The sequence below is a fragment of the Corynebacterium sp. Marseille-Q2823 genome (assembly GCF_903645345.1).
Classification (GTDB): Bacteria; Actinomycetota; Actinomycetes; order Mycobacteriales; family Mycobacteriaceae; genus Corynebacterium; species Corynebacterium hiratae.
Genome location: NZ_CAHJXS010000002.1, coordinates 320,438 through 338,323 on the forward strand (window position 1 = coordinate 320,438; position 17,886 = coordinate 338,323).

The following is a 17,886-nucleotide window of genomic DNA, read 5'->3' on the forward strand; positions in this document are numbered from 1 at the left end:
ATGGGTCGGGGACTTAAGACCTTCTCACCCTATACCCCGCCCTGCCACGCGCAGGAAGTGCCCAGGCCAAACTCGGTGTGACCAATCTCTGAGGTTCCGTACCAGAGTGTGTGGGGCGGCAAGCACTCCGCGACGGCGGCGGTGACCTTGGTCAGCGGCAGGTCAGAGGTGCCGTTGACGATGACCCTCCACACGTGCTCACTCACCGGCGGCTGGCCGTGTTTATCCATGTACTCATTGACCAAGATATTGTCGGGCTCGCAGGTAAAGGAGATGATCTCTGCGTTGATGTCGAGCGGTTCGACGCCTCCTTCGCGCAGGCGCTGCGGCATGGCCTTGAGGACCTTGTTCCATTCAGCCTCAGTCATAAGTATTGACAAGTCAGTGCTGACGTCCATCTCAATCCTCCTTTAAGGTTTCCAGGTAGGCGCGATCGGCCTCACTTAACTCCGCTGCATCGAGCAGCTCTGGGCGGCGTTGCCACGTTCGCGCCAGCGACTGCTCGCGGCGCCACCGGTCCACACGGGCGTGGTCACCGGAGGTCAGCACGTCCGGAACCTTGAGGCCGCGCCACTCGCGCGGCTTGGTGTAGCTGGGCCCCTCCAGCAGGCCATCGGAGAAGGAATCTTCTTCGTGCGAGCGCCGGTTCCCCAACACGCCAGGTATGAGGCGCACCACGGCTTCGGCGATGACGAGCACAGCTACCTCGCCGCCGATGAGCACGTAGTCGCCGATGGAGACCTCACGTACACGGTAGCGGTGCTGCGCATCGTCGACGACGCGCTGGTCGATGCCCTCGTAGCGCCCGCACGCAAAGACAATGTGCTCCTCCGCAGACCACGCTTGCGCATCAGCCTGAGTAAAAGGCTCTCCCGCGGGAGTCGGCACGATAAGCAACGGCTTATCCGAATTCTCGCTCTCGCCATAGGCGCGCGCCTCAACGCCATGGATATCGTCGTGGCGCGGCTTGCTCAGGTGCGGCAGAGCGCTCTGCAGGTCCCGGGTGGAGGCGGTGCCGGAGGAGACGTCGTCAAGCGCGGGCCCCCACACCTCAGGCTTCATCACCATGCCGGGACCACCGCCATAGGGGGAATCATCGACGGATTTATGCACGTCGGTGGCCCACTGGCGCAGGTCATGCACGCCCACCGCGAGCTTCCCCTGCTCGATGGCCTTGCCCAGCAATGCGTGGCGCAGCGGGTCGAGGTACTCCGGAAAGATGGTGACAACGTCGATTCTCATAGGTCGAGCAGCCCCTCCGGTGGGGTAATCGTGCAGGTTCCTTCCTCCAGATCGACCTCCGGCACGATCTCCTCCACGAAGGGGACGAGCGCTTCTTTGCCATCGGTGAGCGTGACCTCCAGGAGGGACTGCGTGGGGCCGTGGGTCACGCCGGTCACCTCGCCCACCTCTATGCCATCGAGGAGGACGCGCAAGCCTTCCAACTCGTGGTCATAGAAGCCGTCATCCTCTGGGTCTTCGAGAGGCTCGGCGAAGAACTGGGTGCCACGCAGCGAGTCCGCGGCCGTGCGATCCGGGATTTCCTTAAAGGTGATGAGCAGGCGCCCCTTGTGGGCGCGCACCGCCGCGATGGTGAGTTCGTGTTCCTTCTTGCCTTGTGTGCCGTGGAGAACCTCGCCGACGGCGAATCGGGTCTCCGGGGAATCGGTGGTCACCTCGACGGAGACCTCGCCTTTAATGCCGTGGGATTTCACCACGCGACCAATGAGTAGTTCCATGCCTGCTAGCTTAACGGGCTACGCTGGGGCGGCATGACTGAGCTTCCCATCAATGATGCAACCACCTTTGGCGACGCCTCCCACAACAGTGCCGCCCTCACAACGCTGAATCTGCTCGATGAGGCCCCCGAGCCGAACCCCACACGCCCCAGACCAGCCGTTAAGAGGGTCCTCAGTGCCGACGGCGCAAACCTCATCCTCTTCTCCTTCCTGCCTGGACAAGACCTACCTGATCACAAGGCCGCGCACCCCATCACCGTCCAGGTGCTCCAGGGATCGGTGATTTTTAGTTGCGGGGAACAAGATGAGGTGCTCGCTCCCGGACGCATAGTGCACCTTCCGGCGTACGTGCCGCATGCGGTGACATGTAGCGAGGAACCTGCACTCATGCTGCTCACCATGTTGACACCGAACACTGGCGCGAATGTCTAGACTTTTAGTACGATTCTAAGATCGTGAGTAGTTCGAAGCCGTATCACCATGGAAATTTGCATGAAGAGATCCTCCGGGAGGCCATTAAGCTCGGCCGGGAGGGCGGACCGGAGGCTGTGACGATTCGCGCCGCAACGCGCGCAGTCGGCGTCTCCCCCACCGCCGCCTACCGTCACTTCAAGGACCAAGCCGCGCTTCTCGACGCCGTCGGGGCCGTCGCCACCTACGAACTCATCAACAAGCTCAGCGATACCTTCGAAACGACTGAGGGCACCATCATTGACAAGATGATGGCGGCCGGTTTCACCTACTTCCACCACGCCTTGGAAGAGCCGCACTTCTTTATGTGCATGATGGCCGCGAGCAGCTTTGATATTCCGGCCGGGCTCGTAGCCGCGGCTGAGGGGCCCGGCGAAGATCCACGTGTGCAAGCCATGTTCAATTTCTACGGCTACATGGAGCAGTACGCGCGATCCATCGGCCAGCAACCCAAGAGGCAGCACATGATGCAGAATTGCCTAGCCGGATGGTCCACGGTGCACGGTTTCACAGTCTTGTGCCTCAGCGGTCATTTGGGGTCGCTACCGGAGGAAAAGGTGGAAGCTATGGCGCAGTCGGTCATCGCCTCCGCTGTCCGCGGCTTGGACTTCGAAAATCCTTTGGAAGTCCGCCTCCCACGGCCGGAAAACTAGATAATCCCCGCGACCTACTGGTCAGCGGGGATATTACGTTTGGAGTGCAGAAATTACTCTGCGGACTCCTCAGCCTCAGCGGAGTCGGCCTCTTCAGCCTTAGCGGCCTCTTCCTCGGCCTTAGCAGCCTCAGCGGCAGCGGCTTCCTCAGCAGCCTTCTCGGCGGCAGCCTTAGCCTCAGCCTCTTCCTTGGCCTTGCGCTTCTTCTCGGTGATGGCCTCGATGGTCGGGCCGTTGTTGGCCTCAGCCAGAGCAGCGTTGAAGAGATCCAGCTTGGACGGCTTCGGCTCAGCAACCTTCAAGGTGCCCTCTGCGCCCGGCAGACCCTTGAACTTCTGCCAGTCACCGGTCACCTTGAGCAGTGCGAGAACCGGCTCGGTCGGCTGCGCACCGACACCCAGCCAGTACTGAGCGCGCTCGGAATCGATCTGGATCAGGGACGGCTCCTGCTTCGGCTGGTAGATACCGATGTTCTCGATAGCCTTGCCGGAGCGGCGGGTGCGTGCATCAGCGACGATGACGCGGTACTCAGCGTTGCGGATCTTACCCATACGCTGCAGCTTGATCTTAACGGCCATGATTGGCTCCTTTTCTAGTCACCGGGCAGTTCAGACACGCGCCGCTTTCTGGCGCGCCGGTTCAACCCTTGGATTTATCCTGCGCGTGACGTGCCGGCCGTCCGTAGGCGGTACCGGCGTTACGCAGAGATGAAGTTTTACGTGTCCTCCACGCGGTGCGTGAACAACCTCAACAACTCTAGCGGAACCCACACGAGATAGGAAATTCCCTTTAGCTCTTGCATAGTTAGGCCTTACCCCGTGAAAGGGGTAGTCTGTAATGCGGTTATTTCGCCGCCACACAATCCTCCTTTTATGAATAAACAAGCACCCTCCACATTCCGCTACCGTTACGACCTTGACGGCCTCCGCGGCATCGCGATCGCCTTGGTTGTTCTGTACCACGTCTTCGTTGGTCGTGTCTCAGGTGGCGTCGATGTCTTCCTCCTGCTTTCCGGGTACTTCTTCTTGGGCTCGCAGCTGCGCTATGCCGCGCGGCCCAACGCCTCCCTGAACCCGTGGTGGCCCATCTGGCGCACGCTCCGCCGGCTTGTTCCTTCCCTCGTGCTCGTCATCGGCGTGAGCTATCTACTCGTCCGGCTTTTCGCTCCGAAGCTCATGAACACGGAGCTCACCAAGCAGATCACTGCGACGGTCTTCTACTACCAGAACTGGGAATTAGCGCGGCAGAACGCTGACTACGCCGCTGCCTCCGCAAGCACATCACCACTGCAACACATGTGGTCCATGGCGGTCCAGGGCCAGTTCTACCTGCTGGGCATCTTCTTCGCTCTCGGCCTGGCCGCTTTCATGCGCCTGCGCCCCAAGAACACGGGCCTGCGAGAACAGCGCTTCTCTTCCATTAATTCCATCGCTGGCCCGATTCTCCTCGTAGTTACCGTCGCTTCTTTTGCCTATGCATCCCGCGACGGGCTCTTTGGCACCCCGGAGAACTACTACTCCACATGGTCGCGCGCGTGGGAGCTGACTTTGGGCGCGGTGCTCGTTATCTATGGCTCGCACCTGCGCATGCCGCAACACTTGTCCAACCTCGCCACCGCCGTCGGTCTGGCCGCGCTCGCCTGCACCGGTCTGGTTATCTCCGATACCTTGGCATTCCCTGGGCCGCTGTCCCTGTTGCCGATCGGCGGCGCGGTGCTCATCATTATCGGTTCCGGCGGGTCTTTCTCGCGGGTGCTCACCACCCGGGTTTCTCGTTGGCTCGGTGATATCGCCTACCCGCTCTATCTGTGGCACTGGCCTCTGCTCATCATTTCCATCGCCGCCCTCGGCCTGGAAACCCCTCCGTGGTGGCTCGGTGCCATCATTATCGTGGTGTCGCTGGGCTTGGCGGACGTGACGCATCGTTTCGTCGAGAAGCCCCTGCGCCAACACCGCAAACGCCCGCTTGCCGACGACCTCCCCGTCCACCGCGGCCTCGCCGACCTCCGCACCCGCACCGGCGCTCTCCGCGGGGTCGGTGGCGTCGTCGTTGCTGCCTGCACCATTGCTCTCGTGGCCGTTCAGCCGCTGTGGCTGCGTAGCCTGCAGGAGGCCAACCGCGAAATCCTAGATCCGAGGCTCTACCCGGGAGCCACGACCTTCGTTGAGAACATCACGCCGCCTGAGAACGTAGAGATCAAGCCTGACCCGATTCTCGCGCGCGGCATCCAGCCGCCGGTCGCCGATAATTGGTGCTTCATCCCGGAGCAGGAGCCAACGGACTACTTCATCGAGACACAGAAGGACGGCGTGACGCCGTGCATCTTTGGTGACGTTGATTCCGACGTCGAGGTCTACTTGGTGGGTGGCTCGCATGCGGAGCAGTTCTCCTCGGCGCTGGATTACCTGGGCCGCGAGATGGGCTTTAAGCTCGTCCCGCTCACCCGCGTGGGTTGCCCCATCGAGTTGGGCGGTGAACTGAGTGTGAAGCCCTCTTGCGCCGAATGGAGCAAGGAAGTGGTCAAGCGCATCATCGACGCGGACCCAGCGTTGGTTGTGTCCAATTCCACGCGGCCAGGACAGCCGTTTGGCCACGGCCCCGATGCTGTCCCACCAGGCTACATAGCCTTTTGGGACGAGCTGGCCAAGCACGATATCCCCTTTGTAGGCTTCCGCGACAACCCGTGGGGCTTCGATGAACACGGCAATGGCCGCCAGTTTGACGAGTGCTACGTGGCCACCAAGGATTCCCTCGGGTGTGGCATGCGTTTCGAGGAGGTCTACGCACCCTATGACCCCGGCGCTGAAGTCCTCTCGCAGTACGACAACATGCTCGCCGTGGACACCTCGAAGTGGTTCTGCAACGCCGACGGCGATTGCCCGCTCATCATCGGCAATATCATGGTCTATCGCGATATGCACCACTTCACCAAGGCCTTCGCCGACTCCGCCATCCCGCTCATCCGTGAAGCAATCGCGCCTATCCTCAACGGCGAGCAGGTCAAACAGCAGCCCCCGCAGATTCCCGCCGATAGCCCCGTGATCCCCCAGTCCGCTGAGACGCCTCCGGCCACACCCGCGGAGCCCATCCCCTATCCGGCCTACCCCGCAGGAGAAGCCATCTAGTACGCAGAAGGGCCGGCGCTACAAAGCGCCGGCCCTTTTCTCACCGAAGAAGGCTATGTTCTTCTTCGGTTATTTCTTCTTGCCCTGCCCAAAGTCCAGGTTGCTGAGGTCGATATTTTCCATGCCCTTCGGCATCTTGATATCGCCTAGTCCTGGCATGCCGCCGCCCATTTGCTCCTGCATCTTTTGCAGCTCCTGCATCGACGGCATGCCACCCGGCATACCGCCGCCACCACGACGCTTCGGCGGCTTGCGCTTGCCGTTCTTGCCCTTGCGGCCCTTCGGCTTCTTCTTCGTCGCGGAGCGCCCACCGCCCATGCCCGGCATGCCAAAACGGCCGGCCATCTGCGACATCATCTTCTTGGCTTCGGTGAAGCGCTCGATGAGCTGGTTGACGTCAGAAACGCTCACACCAGAACCAAGGGCAATACGCTTGCGGCGCGAAGCGTTGAGAATCTTCGGGTTCTCGCGCTCCTCCGGGGTCATACCGCGGATGATGGCCTGGATGCGGTCGAGCTGCTTCTCGTCGACCATGTCGGCGATCTGGTTCATCTTGTTGCCGCCCGGCATCATCTTGAGCAAGTTGCCCATCGGCCCCAGGTTGCGCACCATGAGCATCATGTCCAAGAAGTCATTGAGCGTCATCTCGCCCGAGCCCATCTTCAAGGCGGCTTCCTCCGCCTTGGACTGATCCAGCTTGGACTCCGCCTGCTCAATGAGCGTCAGCAGGTCACCCATGCCCAGGATACGCGAGGACATGCGCTCCGGGTGGAAGACGTCGAAGTCCTCGAGCTTCTCACCTGTGGAGGCGAACATGATGGGCTTACCCGTGACCTCACGGATGGACAGGGCTGCACCACCGCGGGCGTCGCCGTCCAGCTTGGTCAGGACGACGCCGGTGAAGTCGACGCCGTCGCGGAAGGCTTCGGCGGTTTGCACGGCATCCTGGCCGATCATCGAGTCGATGACGAAGAGGACCTCGTCCGGGTTGACGGCGTCGCGGATGTTGCGTGCCTGCGTCATCAGGGTTTCATCGATGCCGAGGCGACCAGCGGTATCGATGATGACGATGTCGTGCTGCGTACGCTTGGCCTCTTCGATGCCGCGCTTGGCGACGTCCACCGGATCCCCGTGCGAGGTACCCATCTCATGTTCGTGGGAGTCCAGGGAGGTGCCAGGATCCGGCGCGTAGACGTCGACCCCGGCGCGCTCGCCGACGATTTGGAGCTGCTGAACCGCGCCCGGGCGCTGGAGGTCACAGGCCACCAGCATCGGGGTATGTCCCTTGGAGGCAAGGTGCTTGGAAAGCTTGCCCGCCAAGGTGGTCTTACCAGCGCCCTGGAGGCCGGCGAGCATGATGACCGTCGGTGGATTCTTGGCCAGGTTGAGGCGGCGGGTTTCGCCGCCGAGAATCTCGATGAGCTCCTCGTTGACGATTTTGACTACCTGCTGCGCCGGGTTGAGAGCCTCGGAGACCTCGGCACCGGCCGCACGCTCCTTGATGCGCTTGATAAAGCCGCGCACGACGTTGAGCGAGACGTCCGCCTCCAACAACGCAAGGCGGATTTCGCGCGCTGTGGCGTTGATGTCCGCCTCGGTCAGCTTGCCCTTGCCGCGCAGACCGGACAGGGCTGATTGCAAGCGGTCAGACAAAGACTCAAACACGGTGCAGTGCTCCCTCAACTATCGTGGATAAATTTATAACTTCCCCAGCTTAGCCGTTGACCAGTGCTTGGGTCACATTCCGGACGAGGGCGGCGCGGGGGACGTCGCCAAGCGGCACGGCGTGGAGCACCATCGTGGCGCCCGGCGCGGCGGTGGATACCCACTCGCACTCGGGAAGCAGCGCCAGCACGTGGCCGAGGGTACCCGGGTAGTCATCGATCCGAACCTCGAAGACTCCACTGCTCCACATCGCGGTCGCGGGCCCCGGCACAAAATCGGGCAGCACGGTATAGGTGCCGGATTTATAGGACTGAACGAGGCGCTCCTCCACCGTGGCGAGATCGATAGCACCGTGGAGAGCGCGGATGTCGAACTCGCCGGCATAGCCCTCCTCGGTGCGCACGAGGCGCGAGGAAAGAATGTTCCAGCCCAACGCGGCAATCAGGGCCAGGGGGCGCACGGCCTCCCTTTGGTAGTTGCCACGCCACAGGACGGTAAAGCTGTCATCCTCCGGGTTGTGGCGCAGACCGATGTCGCGGTCGGCGGCAACCAGAGGACGAACTGGGCGCAGTGCCTCCAACTGCGCAAAAGCACGCCCGCTGACCGCTTCAATGCCCTGATTTAGCCTGCGGTTCCACACACCGGGCCCGGTGGATTCGGCATCGGCGCGGGCGAGCACGACGAGGAGAGCCAAGGTGAGGTAGTCATAGCGCACGGCTTCGAGGAGCTCGTCACGGGCTTCATCGGATGAAGGGTCCGTGCGGGAGACGATGCGCGCCAGCGTGGTGTGCTCAGCGACCACGGTTTGGACGCGGGAGCGATCCGCCAGGTCGAGACCAAGCTTGGCTGCGGCTCGCGCCACCATCTCCGCCCCCACCATCTCGTGCGGGCGCCCATAGCCTTTGCCGATGTCGTGATAGAGCCCCACCAGGAGCAGCAGGTCCGGCCGGGCCACGGAGGTGCGCGCTTCCGCACAGCGCGCGGCGGTAAGGATGGAGTGGTAGTCCACGGTGTGAGCGTGCGTGCGCTCGCGCGGCAACAGCCCCCGGATGTGCTCCCACTCTGGGACGAGCCGCTCCCACAATCCGTGAGCGTCCATCTCCTGGATGAGGCGCGGAGTGTTGAGCGGCGAGGACAACAGGCTGAAGAAGGCATCCGTCGCGGCGGCGGGCCAGCGTTCGGGCAGTTCCGGCAACTCGCGCAATTGCTCCCAGACGTGGGAGGGCACTGTTCTGCCCGAGCGCGCCGCAGCGGCGGCCACGCGCAGGAGCAGCCACGGCTCGTCGAGATCGGCGGTGCGAGCGAGGCGGATCTCGCCCCCGACATCAACCACCCCGATATCGAGGGGCTTACGTGTGCGGTTGTGGCTGCGCCTGGCCACCACGCCCCGCGCCGTTGCCAATGCCCGCTCCACGGCCTTGTCCACCGCTGCGGCGGCAGTCACGACGGCCGCAGACAAGTCATAGCGGTCGGCAAAACCCAACTCGTGAGCTATCTCCTCAGCGAATTCGGGATCGAGGACGTCGCGGTGTCGGCGGGCGGTGACGTGGAGGAGCGTGCGGACGTCGAGAAGCAGGGCCTGCTCTTCCTCGAGCGCTGGGGCGTCGGCGAGGTTGCCCAGGGCGAGGGCCCGCAAGAATTGGATGTCGCGCAGGCCGCCCCGCCCATTCTTGATATCCGGGTGGGTCATCGTGGCCAGGGTCCCGGACCGGCGCCAGCGGGTGATTGCTAGGTCGACGAAAGCATCGAAGTTGCTCTGCAACAGGCGGCGCCACGAGGCATAGACCTGGGCGCGGGTGGAGTCCACGAGCTGCTTGTCGCCGGCGACGAAAGCCAGATCCAGCTGCGCGAAGCCGGCGGCGGGATCAGATCCGGCGATGGCACCGAACTCGCGCGGGGTGCGCACGGCGTAGTCAAGCCGGTATTTGGCGTCCCAGATGGGGTACCAGATTTCGGAGACGACGTCCTCGGGAAGCTCGGTGTCATCCGGGTGGAGGAGAATCAGGTCGAGATCCGAAAAAGGGGTCATCGCCCGCCGGGCAAAAGAACCCGTGGCGGCAAGCGCACAGCCGGGCGGAAGCTGCAGGGACTGTGTGAGGCGCAGCGCCGAAGCGTAGGCGTCCTCACGCAGTTGGGCGGCCGTAGACACCTTTTAGAGAGCGGCCTCGCCGCGTTCACCGGTGCGTACGCGGATGACGTCCTCGACGTGCGTGATCCAAATCTTGCCGTCACCGATCTTGCCGGTGTAGGCGGCGTCGACGATAGCGGAGAGGATGTCCTCCACCTGCTCGTCGGCCGTCACCACCTCAAGCTTGACCTTGGGTACGAAATCGGTGGCGTACTCGGCGCCGCGGTAGACCTCGCTGTGGCCGCGCTGCTGACCAAAACCCTGGGTCTCGGTCACGGTCAGGCCGTGCACGTCGTGCTGTTCGAGGGCTTCACGGATGTCCGGCAGCGTGAACGGTTTGACGATGGCAGTGATGAGCTTCATCTGTTACTCCTTAGCTCCGGCGGTGTCGACCCGCGGCTGGACGGTAGGTGCAGGGTTAATCCTAGCGTCGTGGGTGTGGCGACGGTGAGACGCCACGGACTCACGGAAGTCATAGGCGGACTCGCGGTGCTCGCTCAGGTCGATGCCTTGGTCTTCATCATCGGCCCTCCACCCCAGGGTGGCGCGGATGAGGAGCGCCACAACCAGCGTAACGGCAGCGGAGAACAGCATGGCGACGAGCGCGATGACCGCCTGGACGACGAGCAGCTTGAAGCCTTCCGAGAGGTGACCGGTGAGGATGCCGTTATCCGTGGCGAAGAAGGCCAACCCGATGGTTCCCCACAGGCCAGCGCACAGGTGCACGCCGACGACGTCCAGGGAGTCATCGAAGCCCCAGCGGTACTTCAGACTGATACACAGGCAGGCGATAATGCCGCCGAGGAACCCGAGGGCGATGGAACCGAGCGGGCTGAGTGCTCCTGCGGCCGGGGTGATGGCGACAAGACCTGCAATCGCGCCGGATGCAGCGCCGAGAGAAGTCGCGGCGTGGTCCCGGATTCTTTCCACGAGCATCCAGCCGAGCATCGCTGCGGCCGCTGCAACAGTGGTGTTGAGCCATGCCAGGCCAGCAAGACCGTCCGCAGCGAAAGCGGAACCGCCGTTAAAGCCGAACCAGCCGAACCACAGAAGCGCAGCGCCCAGCATCACCATCGGAAGGTTGTGGGGCCTATCGATGTGCTTCGGGAAGCCCGCGCGCGGGCCCACGACGATAGCCAGAACCAGGGCAGCCGCGCCGGCGGAAATGTGCACGACGGTGCCGCCCGCGAAGTCGATGGGAGCAATGAGAGCCTCACCGTTTGATACACCGAAGAGCCACGCTGCGAGGGAACGCGGGGCATGGGAGAGCACTCCCCCGCCCCACACCATGTGAGCGAGCGGAAAGTAGGCGAAGGTGATCCACACGCCCGCAAAGGTGAGCCACGCGGAGAACTTCACGCGGCCGGCGAGGGCTCCGGAGATGATGGCTGTCGAAATAATGGCGAAGGTTGTTTGAAAACCGATGTCGATGATGTTGGGGTAACCAGCACTGCCGGCAAGGTACTCGGCGGAGGGCCCGGTGATTTGGCCGCGTAGCCCCCAGGCTTCAAACGGGTTGCCCACGATACCGGCCAGCGAGCTTTCCGCATAGGACATGGACCACCCCCACAGAACGTAGAGCACGGGGACGAGCGCTAGTGCGCCGAAGGACATCATCATCATGTTGAGGACGTGACGGTTGCCCGCCATTCCGCCGTAGAACAACGCCAATCCGGGGGTCATGAGCAGCACCAAGGATGCGCTGATGAGCATCCATGCTGCGTCGCCGGAAGAAAATGCTTCAGGAGTCATACGTCAACTAACCTCGTTTCTATAGCTTGATAGGTAACGGGACTTAATATACCTATCGCACTATAGAATTAGGAAGGAAAGTGAGCTGCAGATCACACTTAAGATCGAAAAAGCGGCGAGGGAAGCACTCTCCTCGCCGCTTGTCCCAGCACGCGCCCTAGAGCTCGTCCTCGGAAGCCTTTACCGTTTGCTCACGCTCGCGCATACGCTTGGCATACTTCACGTCGGTGACGGTCACGCCGTAGATGGAACGGCCCATGTAGAAGGAGCCCACCGACGCGATGATCCACACGCCGAAACACGCGATCATGACCTTGATCAGCGACCACAGGGAAAACCCGTTCTCAGCAAAATCCACGACCAACTTCGCCACAAGCAGCAGCGGAACGGCCAAACCGACCGTCGGCCCCAGCAGGTTGACGCGGGTCAGGGCATCGGGCGCACGCCACAAGGCGATGGCGGTCCCAATGACCAAGACCGTGGCTACGACCAACAGAATCGAGGCGATAATCTCCGCGATAGTCATGGTCTTACCTCCTACCCTTCGAGATGATGCGGGCCATCGACAACGTCGGCAGCACGCCGGCCGCAATAGCCGCGAGCATGGCGATGTCATAGACGATGGACGCGTGATTAGTCATGGACCACGAAATATACATGCACAGCATGCCGTAAAAGACCATGTCACTCATCACGGTTCGGGTGAGCTCATCACGGGAGCGCAACGCCAATACCAACGCCGCGCACACCGATGCGCCGATGAGGAAAATACTGACAAAAACTACCCATTGAAAGGCGCTCATCGAGGAAAAATCAATCATTTCTTATCATCCTTTCGGGCATCCTTGTTCTGTGCAACCTGGCGCAAGGGCCACACGGAGTACTTCTCCACATCGTGCGCGGCCAGCGGGGTATCGTCGGTCTTTGCAATGTCGGGTGCACGCATATGGCGGCCCAGCGTATCCAGCGGGTACTCGTAGAACGTGGAGGCGAGCTCCTTGGTGGGGCCCTGACCAGGAACGCCATAGTCAATGCCCTTCACTCGCGGGGCGAGGCGTTCCTCCATGTCCGCGAGATCCTCCATGATGCTGGCTGGGTCATCCCCCATGACCGCCTGAACCAGCACGATGCGCGGCAGGCCTTCTGCCACCGGCTCGCGCAAACCCAAGGACAGAGTCCCCGGGGTTGCCGTAATGGACGAGGTGAACCAGAAGATCTCCCACGCGCTGGTCACGCGCAGGGGGTACCGCACCACTACCGGGCGGTAGTTATTCTGCGGCTTGAAGGATTCCGCGGCGAGCGAGAAACCCGCAACGAAGATTTCCTTGATCAGCCATAGCGCGTAGACAACGGCATGCACTGCAGTCTTCATTTAACGGCCCTCCTGAAGGGAGTCGATGTCGGGTAGGGCTACGGGGTCGTCGCCAAGCACTGCGTCTGCATAAGCCTCCGTATCCAGCAAGTCCGCTGAGGCTTCCATCGTGACGCTGATGACCGGACCGGAGAGAATGAACATGGTCAGCGAGCCCAAGATGAGCGCCGCCGAGGGTGCCATCAGCTTCTTGCGGATCACCAGCTCATCGGGCACCTTCTCCTTGGGAAGGTCCTTGCCCCAGAAGACGCGACGCCACACGCGCAACATGGCAAGGAACGCCGCGAAGGAGGCGATGATGATCACCGTGATCACGGTCCAGGCCCATCCCCCGCCGGTACGGGCAATTTCCGCGACGATGAGGACCTTGCCCCACATACCGGAGAAGGGAGGGAAGCCCACGACGGAGAAGGCGCCTGCGGCGAAGATCCACGCGATAATCGGATCACGGCGCGCCAAGCCAGAAAGCTTGTTGAGCCTGCCCGTACCGTACGTCTCCTCGATGGCACCGGAGGCCAGGATGAGGGAGCCCACCGTGAGCATGTGGTGAATCGTGTAGAGAATGCCGGCAGCCAACGCGCGCTGCGCATCGTGGGTAGTGAAGGCCATCATCACGAGGATGAAGGGCATACCGTTGAGCATCTGGTATCCCAGCACGCGGCGGATGGAGTTTTCAGCCAAGCCGCCGAAAGCACCAACCAGCATGGAGATGATCATGATGACGATGATGAGTGTCCCCCACCGCTGGTCCATATCAAAGAGCTGCCCCCACAGGCGGTAGAGCATGTACACCGCCACCTTGGTGTGCAGGCCGGAGAACAAGCCCATGACGGCAGCCGACGTACCCGGGTAGGTGCGCGGCAGCCACGACTGCACGGGGAACACACCGGCCTTCGCGGCGATGGCGATAACGATGATGCCGGAGGCCACCGTCACCGGACCATTGCCGGCGGCAGCGCCCGTGAGCGCCGCCAGGTTGACCACGCCGGTCACCGAGTAGATATAGCCCACGCCGACCACCAAAAGCGTGGAGGCGAACAAGTTCACCAGCACGAAGGCGCGGCCGGCAGCCAAGCGCGACCAGGTACCGGACATCGTGATGAGGCCATAGGACGGCAGCAGCATGACCTCGATGAACACGAAGAAGTTAAAGAGGTCAGCGGTGAGCAGGGCGCCACACACACCAGTGATAAGGATTAGTGTCAGCGACGGGTAGTAGCGAGACTTGGTCTCACCGCCCACGATGGCAAACCAGTTGGCACCGAAGGCCACGATCATCGTCGTAATGAGCATGAGTGCCGAGAACGTATCGGCGGCGAAGGCAATACCCGCGTTGCCCAGGTAGTTACCCACACTGTGCGCCACCACTCCGTTGCTCATGGTGTAGAGCAACAGCGCAAAGGAGGCGAAAATACCCACGCCCGGAACGATGAGCATGATGGCATCGCGCACGCGGCTCCATGGCGCGAGGAGCGCCAGCGCCGCCGATACGAGGGGAACCGCTGGGAAGAGCGGGAGGAGGGCGCTTACGGTGTCATACATCTAGTTGTCCTCCTCTTGTTCGAGTTCTTTCAAACGATCCATCTTGTTAGCCGAGCGCTCCAGAATCTCCCGGTTCTGGGTGTCGCGTCCCAGCGTGGAGAAAGCGTGGTCAATGGTGTTGTCATCCACCGGCTCAACAACATCCGTGTCGTCGTTCGCGCCCATCGCTGCCATGGTCAGCAGGATGGTCGAGGTAGCCATGGAAATCACCACGGCGGTCAGCACAAAGGCCTGCGGCAGCGGGTCCGCCATCTGGTCCATGCCCACCTGCGATGGAAAGGACTCCCCGCGGTAGGAGTACACGCCGGTGGCCAGGAGCATGAGGTTGGCACCGTGGCCGAAGGCCATCATGCCCAGCACGATGTGCACAAGGCCGCGCTGCTGGATGAGGTAGACGGCGCTACCGATGAGCAAAGCAATGGTCAGTGCGAGGATCATGAGTTCTTCTCCTCTTGAGCCGAGATTCGGTGGGACGAGGACGCACGGTGGCGTGCCTCGGAGTCATTGAGCAACGCCGTTGGGTCCGAAGACGGGTTGATGGACTCGGGATACGGGTCGTCGACATCCTCCATGACCACGCGCGGGGTATTCGGCAGCGCGGAATCATCGTCATGAACCCACGGCAAGTAGTCCCGCTCGGTGCCCGGGCGCAGGTAGCCACCCAAGGCGTTGATGGCCATGGTGAGCATGCCCAACACCGCGAGGTAAATGCCGAGGTCGAAGATGAGCGACGTCGTCCAGTGCTGCCCCAGGGCGTGGCCATGGATGGCGGTGAGGAAACCACCGGAGCTATGCGACGTCGGGATGTAGCCGATGAAGCCTGCCACCAGCGCCACGATAATGCCCACGCCGGTGAGGTGAATCGGAGTCATGCGCCCGAAGACAATCTCATCGGTACCGCGGGACAGATAGGTCAGGCCGATGGCAGCACCCATGATGAGCGCCGCTGGGAAGCCGCCGCCGGAAGCCTGGTGGCCGCGGTAGAAGACAATGAAGGACATGACCACCAGGATTGGGATGGCCACGGCAATGCCCTTGCGCAGCGGCACCGAGTTGAGCTGCGACTGACCGAACGGAGCCGGGCGTGTGCCGGAGGTGAACGGGAAGCGCGGCAGCGTCGAGGTGACCGCTGCGATAACCACGGCGGCCATGCCCAACACCGAAAGCTCGCCCAGGGTATCGAGTGCACGGAACTCCACGATGATGGTGGCCACCACATTGTCGCCACCAGTAATATCCGGAGCGTTGTTGAGGTACCACATGGCCAGATCCGAGCGCTCGTGACGGCCCATCAGCGCCCACACGCCCAGGAATGCGGTGAGCCCAGCGAGCACGGCCACCACGATGGAACCCACCTTGCGGTTGTTGTTTTGTACTGGGTGGAATTTCTCCGGCAGATAGCGCAGGACCATCATCATGACGATGACGGACAGCGCCTCCACCGTGAACTGCGTCAGGGCCACGTCGGGTGCGCCGAGCAAGAACATCTGCAAGGTCACGCCGGTTCCCGCGGTACCAATCATGACCGCACCGGTGAGGCGGTTGCGGGTGCGCACCAAGCCAAACATCGACAGCGCGACGATACCCAGCGGCAGCAGATCCCATGGGTTGTCAAGGCCGTCCACGCGCGGGTTGAGAGCCACACCGTCGACGCCCGTGGACACCAGAGTGGAGCCCGCAAGGATGATGACTAGGAGAATGATCGGCAGGATCAGCTTCGACGGGTTGTGGGTATCGGACATGCGGCCAACGAAACGGCCGAAGGCTGCGCACACATCCTGGATCCACTTCAGGATTTGGTTACCGGTGCGCGGCAGGAGCTGGCGCTCCTCCATCGCGGTCCACAGCGGCCCGCGGAAGAACAACGCGATGATGCCAGCGATCAGCACCACCACAGAAATAAGCAGCGGGACGTTCAGCCCGTGCCACAGCGCGAGGTGGGAATGGCCCTCCATACCGATGGCCGCCACGATGTTATCGAGCGGCTTATCGAGCGCTCCCATGACGAAAATGATCGGCACCGACATCACACCCGGCAGAGCCGCGGGCAGCCACAACCGCACCGGTGCCTCATGGACATGCGACATGTTGCGCGGGCCATCGAAAAAGGCGCCGAAGATGATCTTGGCGGAGTAAGTAAACGTGAAGAACGCACCCACGCCGGCGACGATGAGCAGCAGCGCCTGGCCGGTAGAACCAATTGGTGCCTCCTCGAAGGCGGTGAGCATTCCTTCCTTCGACACGAATCCGAACAGCGGCGGGACCGCCGCCATGGAGGCAGCACCAATCAGCATGGAGCCGAAGGTCCACGGCATCTTGTTCCACAGCACGCCGAGGCGGCGGATATCACGGGAACCGGCCTCATGGTCGATGACACCAATGAGCATGAAGATAGAGGACTTAAACAGCGCGTGCGCCAGCGTGTGCACGAGCGCCGCCGCGATGGCGAAAGGCGTGCCCACACCAATCGTGGCCACGATCCATCCCAGGTGGGACACGGTGGAATAAGCCGTGAGCTTCTTCAGGTCCGTCTTCTGCACCGCGAAGACCGCCGACATCACGGCGGTACCCATACCGGCGATGATGAGCAGCCAGTTCCACACGGCAACGTCGTGGAAGATGGTGGAGAAGCGAATCAAGAGGTAGACACCGGCCTTGACCACTGCGGCCGCGTGCAGGAAGGCCGAGACCGGCGTCGCGGCCGCCATGGCTTCCGGCAGCCAGAAGTGGAAGGGGAACTGTGCAGACTTGGTAAATGCCGATACCGCAATGAGCACGGCAACCCCGGCGGTCAGGCCTGGGCGCTCCGCCCACACGTCGGAGGCCAAGATGCCCTCAAGGTTCGTCGTCCCCGCTGCGGTTGCAGCAATCGCCACGCCCGATAGCAAGGTGAGGCCGCCAACGAAGGTAAGGATCAACGTGCGCTGCGAACCCGCCTCACCTGACTTACCGCTGCGCGCAATGAGCATGAACGACGCCAGCGATACCAGCTCCCAGGCAAGGAAGAGCACCACGACGTCGTTAGCGAGCACGAGCAGGAGAATCGACAGCGTAAACGCGGTCATCAGGACATAAAAACTGACGTTTCCTTTTCCTTTAGGCAGGTAAGCCGCGGAATAGGTAAACACCACAGCACCGATGACGAGAGCCAGCAAGGCGAAGAAGATGCCGAGTGCATCGCCGCGGAAGGCGAGGTTGACATCAACACCGGGCGCGATCACGTCACGCACCCACGTCACGGAATAGGTCAGTTCTTCGCCACGGGCAAGCGCCGGAAATCCTTTAGCCAACAGTGCCGCGGCGACAATAAAAATGCCGGCTAGCGGGTAGCCGGCTGCGCGATCAGCAACCTTGACGGCTACTGGTGCAAGCGCCACTGCGACAGCTGCGAGGAGGACAACATACAGGAGTGTCACGGAAGAGTAGCCTCACGAACCGT

Annotated in this window: 17 protein-coding genes; 3 read left to right on the plus strand and 14 right to left on the minus strand. The window is 62.2% G+C overall.

Features of this window, described 5'->3' with window-relative positions; translation table 11 throughout:
• Nucleotides 1-29: 29 nt before the first annotated feature.
• The 3 genes from HWX44_RS03450 to rimM are packed head-to-tail and all read right to left on the minus strand — an operon-like array spanning nucleotide 30 to nucleotide 1,739.
• Nucleotides 30-368: a hypothetical protein gene (locus tag HWX44_RS03450; protein ID WP_232751664.1), complete on the minus strand. Its 339-nt coding sequence runs from the start codon at nucleotides 366-368 to the stop codon at nucleotides 30-32.
• Between the two features lie 31 nt (nucleotides 369-399).
• Nucleotides 400-1,242, minus strand: coding sequence for a tRNA (guanosine(37)-N1)-methyltransferase TrmD (gene trmD / locus HWX44_RS03455; protein ID WP_158396133.1), 843 nt, complete (start codon nucleotides 1,240-1,242; stop codon nucleotides 400-402).
• Nucleotides 1,239-1,739, minus strand: a complete 501-nt coding sequence (gene rimM / locus HWX44_RS03460; RefSeq protein WP_070512602.1) for a ribosome maturation factor RimM — start codon at nucleotides 1,737-1,739, stop codon at nucleotides 1,239-1,241. The genes trmD and rimM overlap by 4 nt, the downstream gene beginning before the upstream one ends.
• A gap of 33 nt (nucleotides 1,740-1,772) precedes the next feature.
• Here rimM and HWX44_RS03465 point away from each other — a divergent pair, with 33 nt between their 5' ends.
• Nucleotides 1,773-2,171 (plus strand): cupin domain-containing protein, encoded by a 399-nt coding sequence (locus tag HWX44_RS03465; protein ID WP_070515676.1) that lies wholly within the window; start codon nucleotides 1,773-1,775, stop codon nucleotides 2,169-2,171.
• A 56-nt stretch (nucleotides 2,172-2,227) separates the two neighbouring features.
• Nucleotides 2,228-2,863: a TetR/AcrR family transcriptional regulator gene (locus HWX44_RS03470; RefSeq protein WP_254868095.1), complete on the plus strand. Its 636-nt coding sequence runs from the start codon at nucleotides 2,228-2,230 to the stop codon at nucleotides 2,861-2,863.
• Between the two features lie 53 nt (nucleotides 2,864-2,916).
• On the opposite strand, the gene rpsP is transcribed toward HWX44_RS03470, so the two are convergent.
• Nucleotides 2,917-3,441, minus strand: a complete 525-nt coding sequence (rpsP, locus tag HWX44_RS03475) for a 30S ribosomal protein S16 (RefSeq protein WP_046648030.1) — start codon at nucleotides 3,439-3,441, stop codon at nucleotides 2,917-2,919.
• 294 nt (nucleotides 3,442-3,735) lie between these two features.
• Between rpsP and HWX44_RS03480 the strand changes: the two genes are divergently transcribed.
• Nucleotides 3,736-5,988, plus strand: coding sequence for an acyltransferase family protein (locus HWX44_RS03480; protein WP_175973190.1), 2,253 nt, complete (start codon nucleotides 3,736-3,738; stop codon nucleotides 5,986-5,988).
• Between the two features lie 69 nt (nucleotides 5,989-6,057).
• Here HWX44_RS03480 and ffh read toward each other — a convergent pair whose 3' ends face one another.
• From ffh to HWX44_RS03530, 10 genes are all read right to left on the minus strand, one after another.
• Nucleotides 6,058-7,653: a signal recognition particle protein gene (gene ffh, locus HWX44_RS03485; RefSeq protein ID WP_175973192.1), complete on the minus strand. Its 1,596-nt coding sequence runs from the start codon at nucleotides 7,651-7,653 to the stop codon at nucleotides 6,058-6,060.
• Between the two features lie 49 nt (nucleotides 7,654-7,702).
• A complete protein-coding gene (locus HWX44_RS03490) occupies nucleotides 7,703-9,802 on the minus strand; it encodes a [protein-PII] uridylyltransferase (RefSeq protein ID WP_070545751.1) in 2,100 nt (699 codons plus the stop codon).
• A gap of 3 nt (nucleotides 9,803-9,805) precedes the next feature.
• The gene (locus HWX44_RS03495) at nucleotides 9,806-10,144 is read right to left on the minus strand and encodes a P-II family nitrogen regulator (protein WP_046648027.1); all 339 of its coding nucleotides are present in this window, start codon (nucleotides 10,142-10,144) and stop codon (nucleotides 9,806-9,808) included.
• Between the two features lie 3 nt (nucleotides 10,145-10,147).
• Nucleotides 10,148-11,533, minus strand: a complete 1,386-nt coding sequence (locus tag HWX44_RS03500; RefSeq protein ID WP_175973194.1) for an ammonium transporter — start codon at nucleotides 11,531-11,533, stop codon at nucleotides 10,148-10,150.
• A 157-nt stretch (nucleotides 11,534-11,690) separates the two neighbouring features.
• Nucleotides 11,691-12,059: a Na+/H+ antiporter subunit G gene (locus HWX44_RS03505; RefSeq protein WP_046648025.1), complete on the minus strand. Its 369-nt coding sequence runs from the start codon at nucleotides 12,057-12,059 to the stop codon at nucleotides 11,691-11,693.
• Nucleotides 12,060-12,063: 4 nt separating this feature from the next.
• Complete coding sequence (locus HWX44_RS03510; protein ID WP_046648024.1) at nucleotides 12,064-12,354, minus strand: cation:proton antiporter; 291 nt, start codon at nucleotides 12,352-12,354, stop codon at nucleotides 12,064-12,066.
• Complete coding sequence (locus tag HWX44_RS03515) at nucleotides 12,351-12,905, minus strand: monovalent cation/H+ antiporter subunit E (RefSeq protein ID WP_046648023.1); 555 nt, start codon at nucleotides 12,903-12,905, stop codon at nucleotides 12,351-12,353. Before HWX44_RS03515 ends, HWX44_RS03510 begins: the two co-directional genes overlap by 4 nt.
• On the minus strand, nucleotides 12,906-14,447 hold the full coding sequence (locus tag HWX44_RS03520) for a monovalent cation/H+ antiporter subunit D family protein (RefSeq protein ID WP_175973196.1): 1,542 nt from the start codon (nucleotides 14,445-14,447) through the stop codon (nucleotides 12,906-12,908).
• Nucleotides 14,448-14,885, minus strand: coding sequence for a cation:proton antiporter subunit C (locus HWX44_RS03525; protein ID WP_010190439.1), 438 nt, complete (start codon nucleotides 14,883-14,885; stop codon nucleotides 14,448-14,450). It lies immediately after the preceding gene.
• Nucleotides 14,882-17,863: a DUF4040 family protein gene (locus HWX44_RS03530; RefSeq protein ID WP_175973197.1), complete on the minus strand. Its 2,982-nt coding sequence runs from the start codon at nucleotides 17,861-17,863 to the stop codon at nucleotides 14,882-14,884. Before HWX44_RS03530 ends, HWX44_RS03525 begins: the two co-directional genes overlap by 4 nt.
• Nucleotides 17,864-17,886: the final 23 nt, after the last annotated feature.

Bases quoted from the DNA above. Each gene is read 5' to 3' on its own strand.
- HWX44_RS03450 (WP_232751664.1), bottom strand. From the start codon at position 368: ATGACTGAGGCTGAATGGAACAAGGTCCTCAAGGCCATGCCGCAGCGC.
- trmD (WP_158396133.1), bottom strand. From the start codon at position 1,242: ATGAGAATCGACGTTGTCACCATCTTTCCGGAGTACCTCGACCCGCTG.
- rimM (WP_070512602.1), bottom strand. From the start codon at position 1,739: ATGGAACTACTCATTGGTCGCGTGGTGAAATCCCACGGCATTAAAGGC.
- HWX44_RS03465 (WP_070515676.1), top strand. From the start codon at position 1,773: ATGACTGAGCTTCCCATCAATGATGCAACCACCTTTGGCGACGCCTCC.
- rpsP (WP_046648030.1), bottom strand. From the start codon at position 3,441: ATGGCCGTTAAGATCAAGCTGCAGCGTATGGGTAAGATCCGCAACGCT.
- HWX44_RS03480 (WP_175973190.1), top strand. From the start codon at position 3,736: ATGAATAAACAAGCACCCTCCACATTCCGCTACCGTTACGACCTTGAC.
- HWX44_RS03495 (WP_046648027.1), bottom strand. From the start codon at position 10,144: ATGAAGCTCATCACTGCCATCGTCAAACCGTTCACGCTGCCGGACATC.
- HWX44_RS03500 (WP_175973194.1), bottom strand. From the start codon at position 11,533: ATGACTCCTGAAGCATTTTCTTCCGGCGACGCAGCATGGATGCTCATC.
- HWX44_RS03505 (WP_046648025.1), bottom strand. From the start codon at position 12,059: ATGACTATCGCGGAGATTATCGCCTCGATTCTGTTGGTCGTAGCCACG.
- HWX44_RS03510 (WP_046648024.1), bottom strand. From the start codon at position 12,354: ATGATTGATTTTTCCTCGATGAGCGCCTTTCAATGGGTAGTTTTTGTC.
- HWX44_RS03515 (WP_046648023.1), bottom strand. From the start codon at position 12,905: ATGAAGACTGCAGTGCATGCCGTTGTCTACGCGCTATGGCTGATCAAG.
- HWX44_RS03520 (WP_175973196.1), bottom strand. From the start codon at position 14,447: ATGTATGACACCGTAAGCGCCCTCCTCCCGCTCTTCCCAGCGGTTCCC.
- HWX44_RS03525 (WP_010190439.1), bottom strand. From the start codon at position 14,885: ATGATCCTCGCACTGACCATTGCTTTGCTCATCGGTAGCGCCGTCTAC.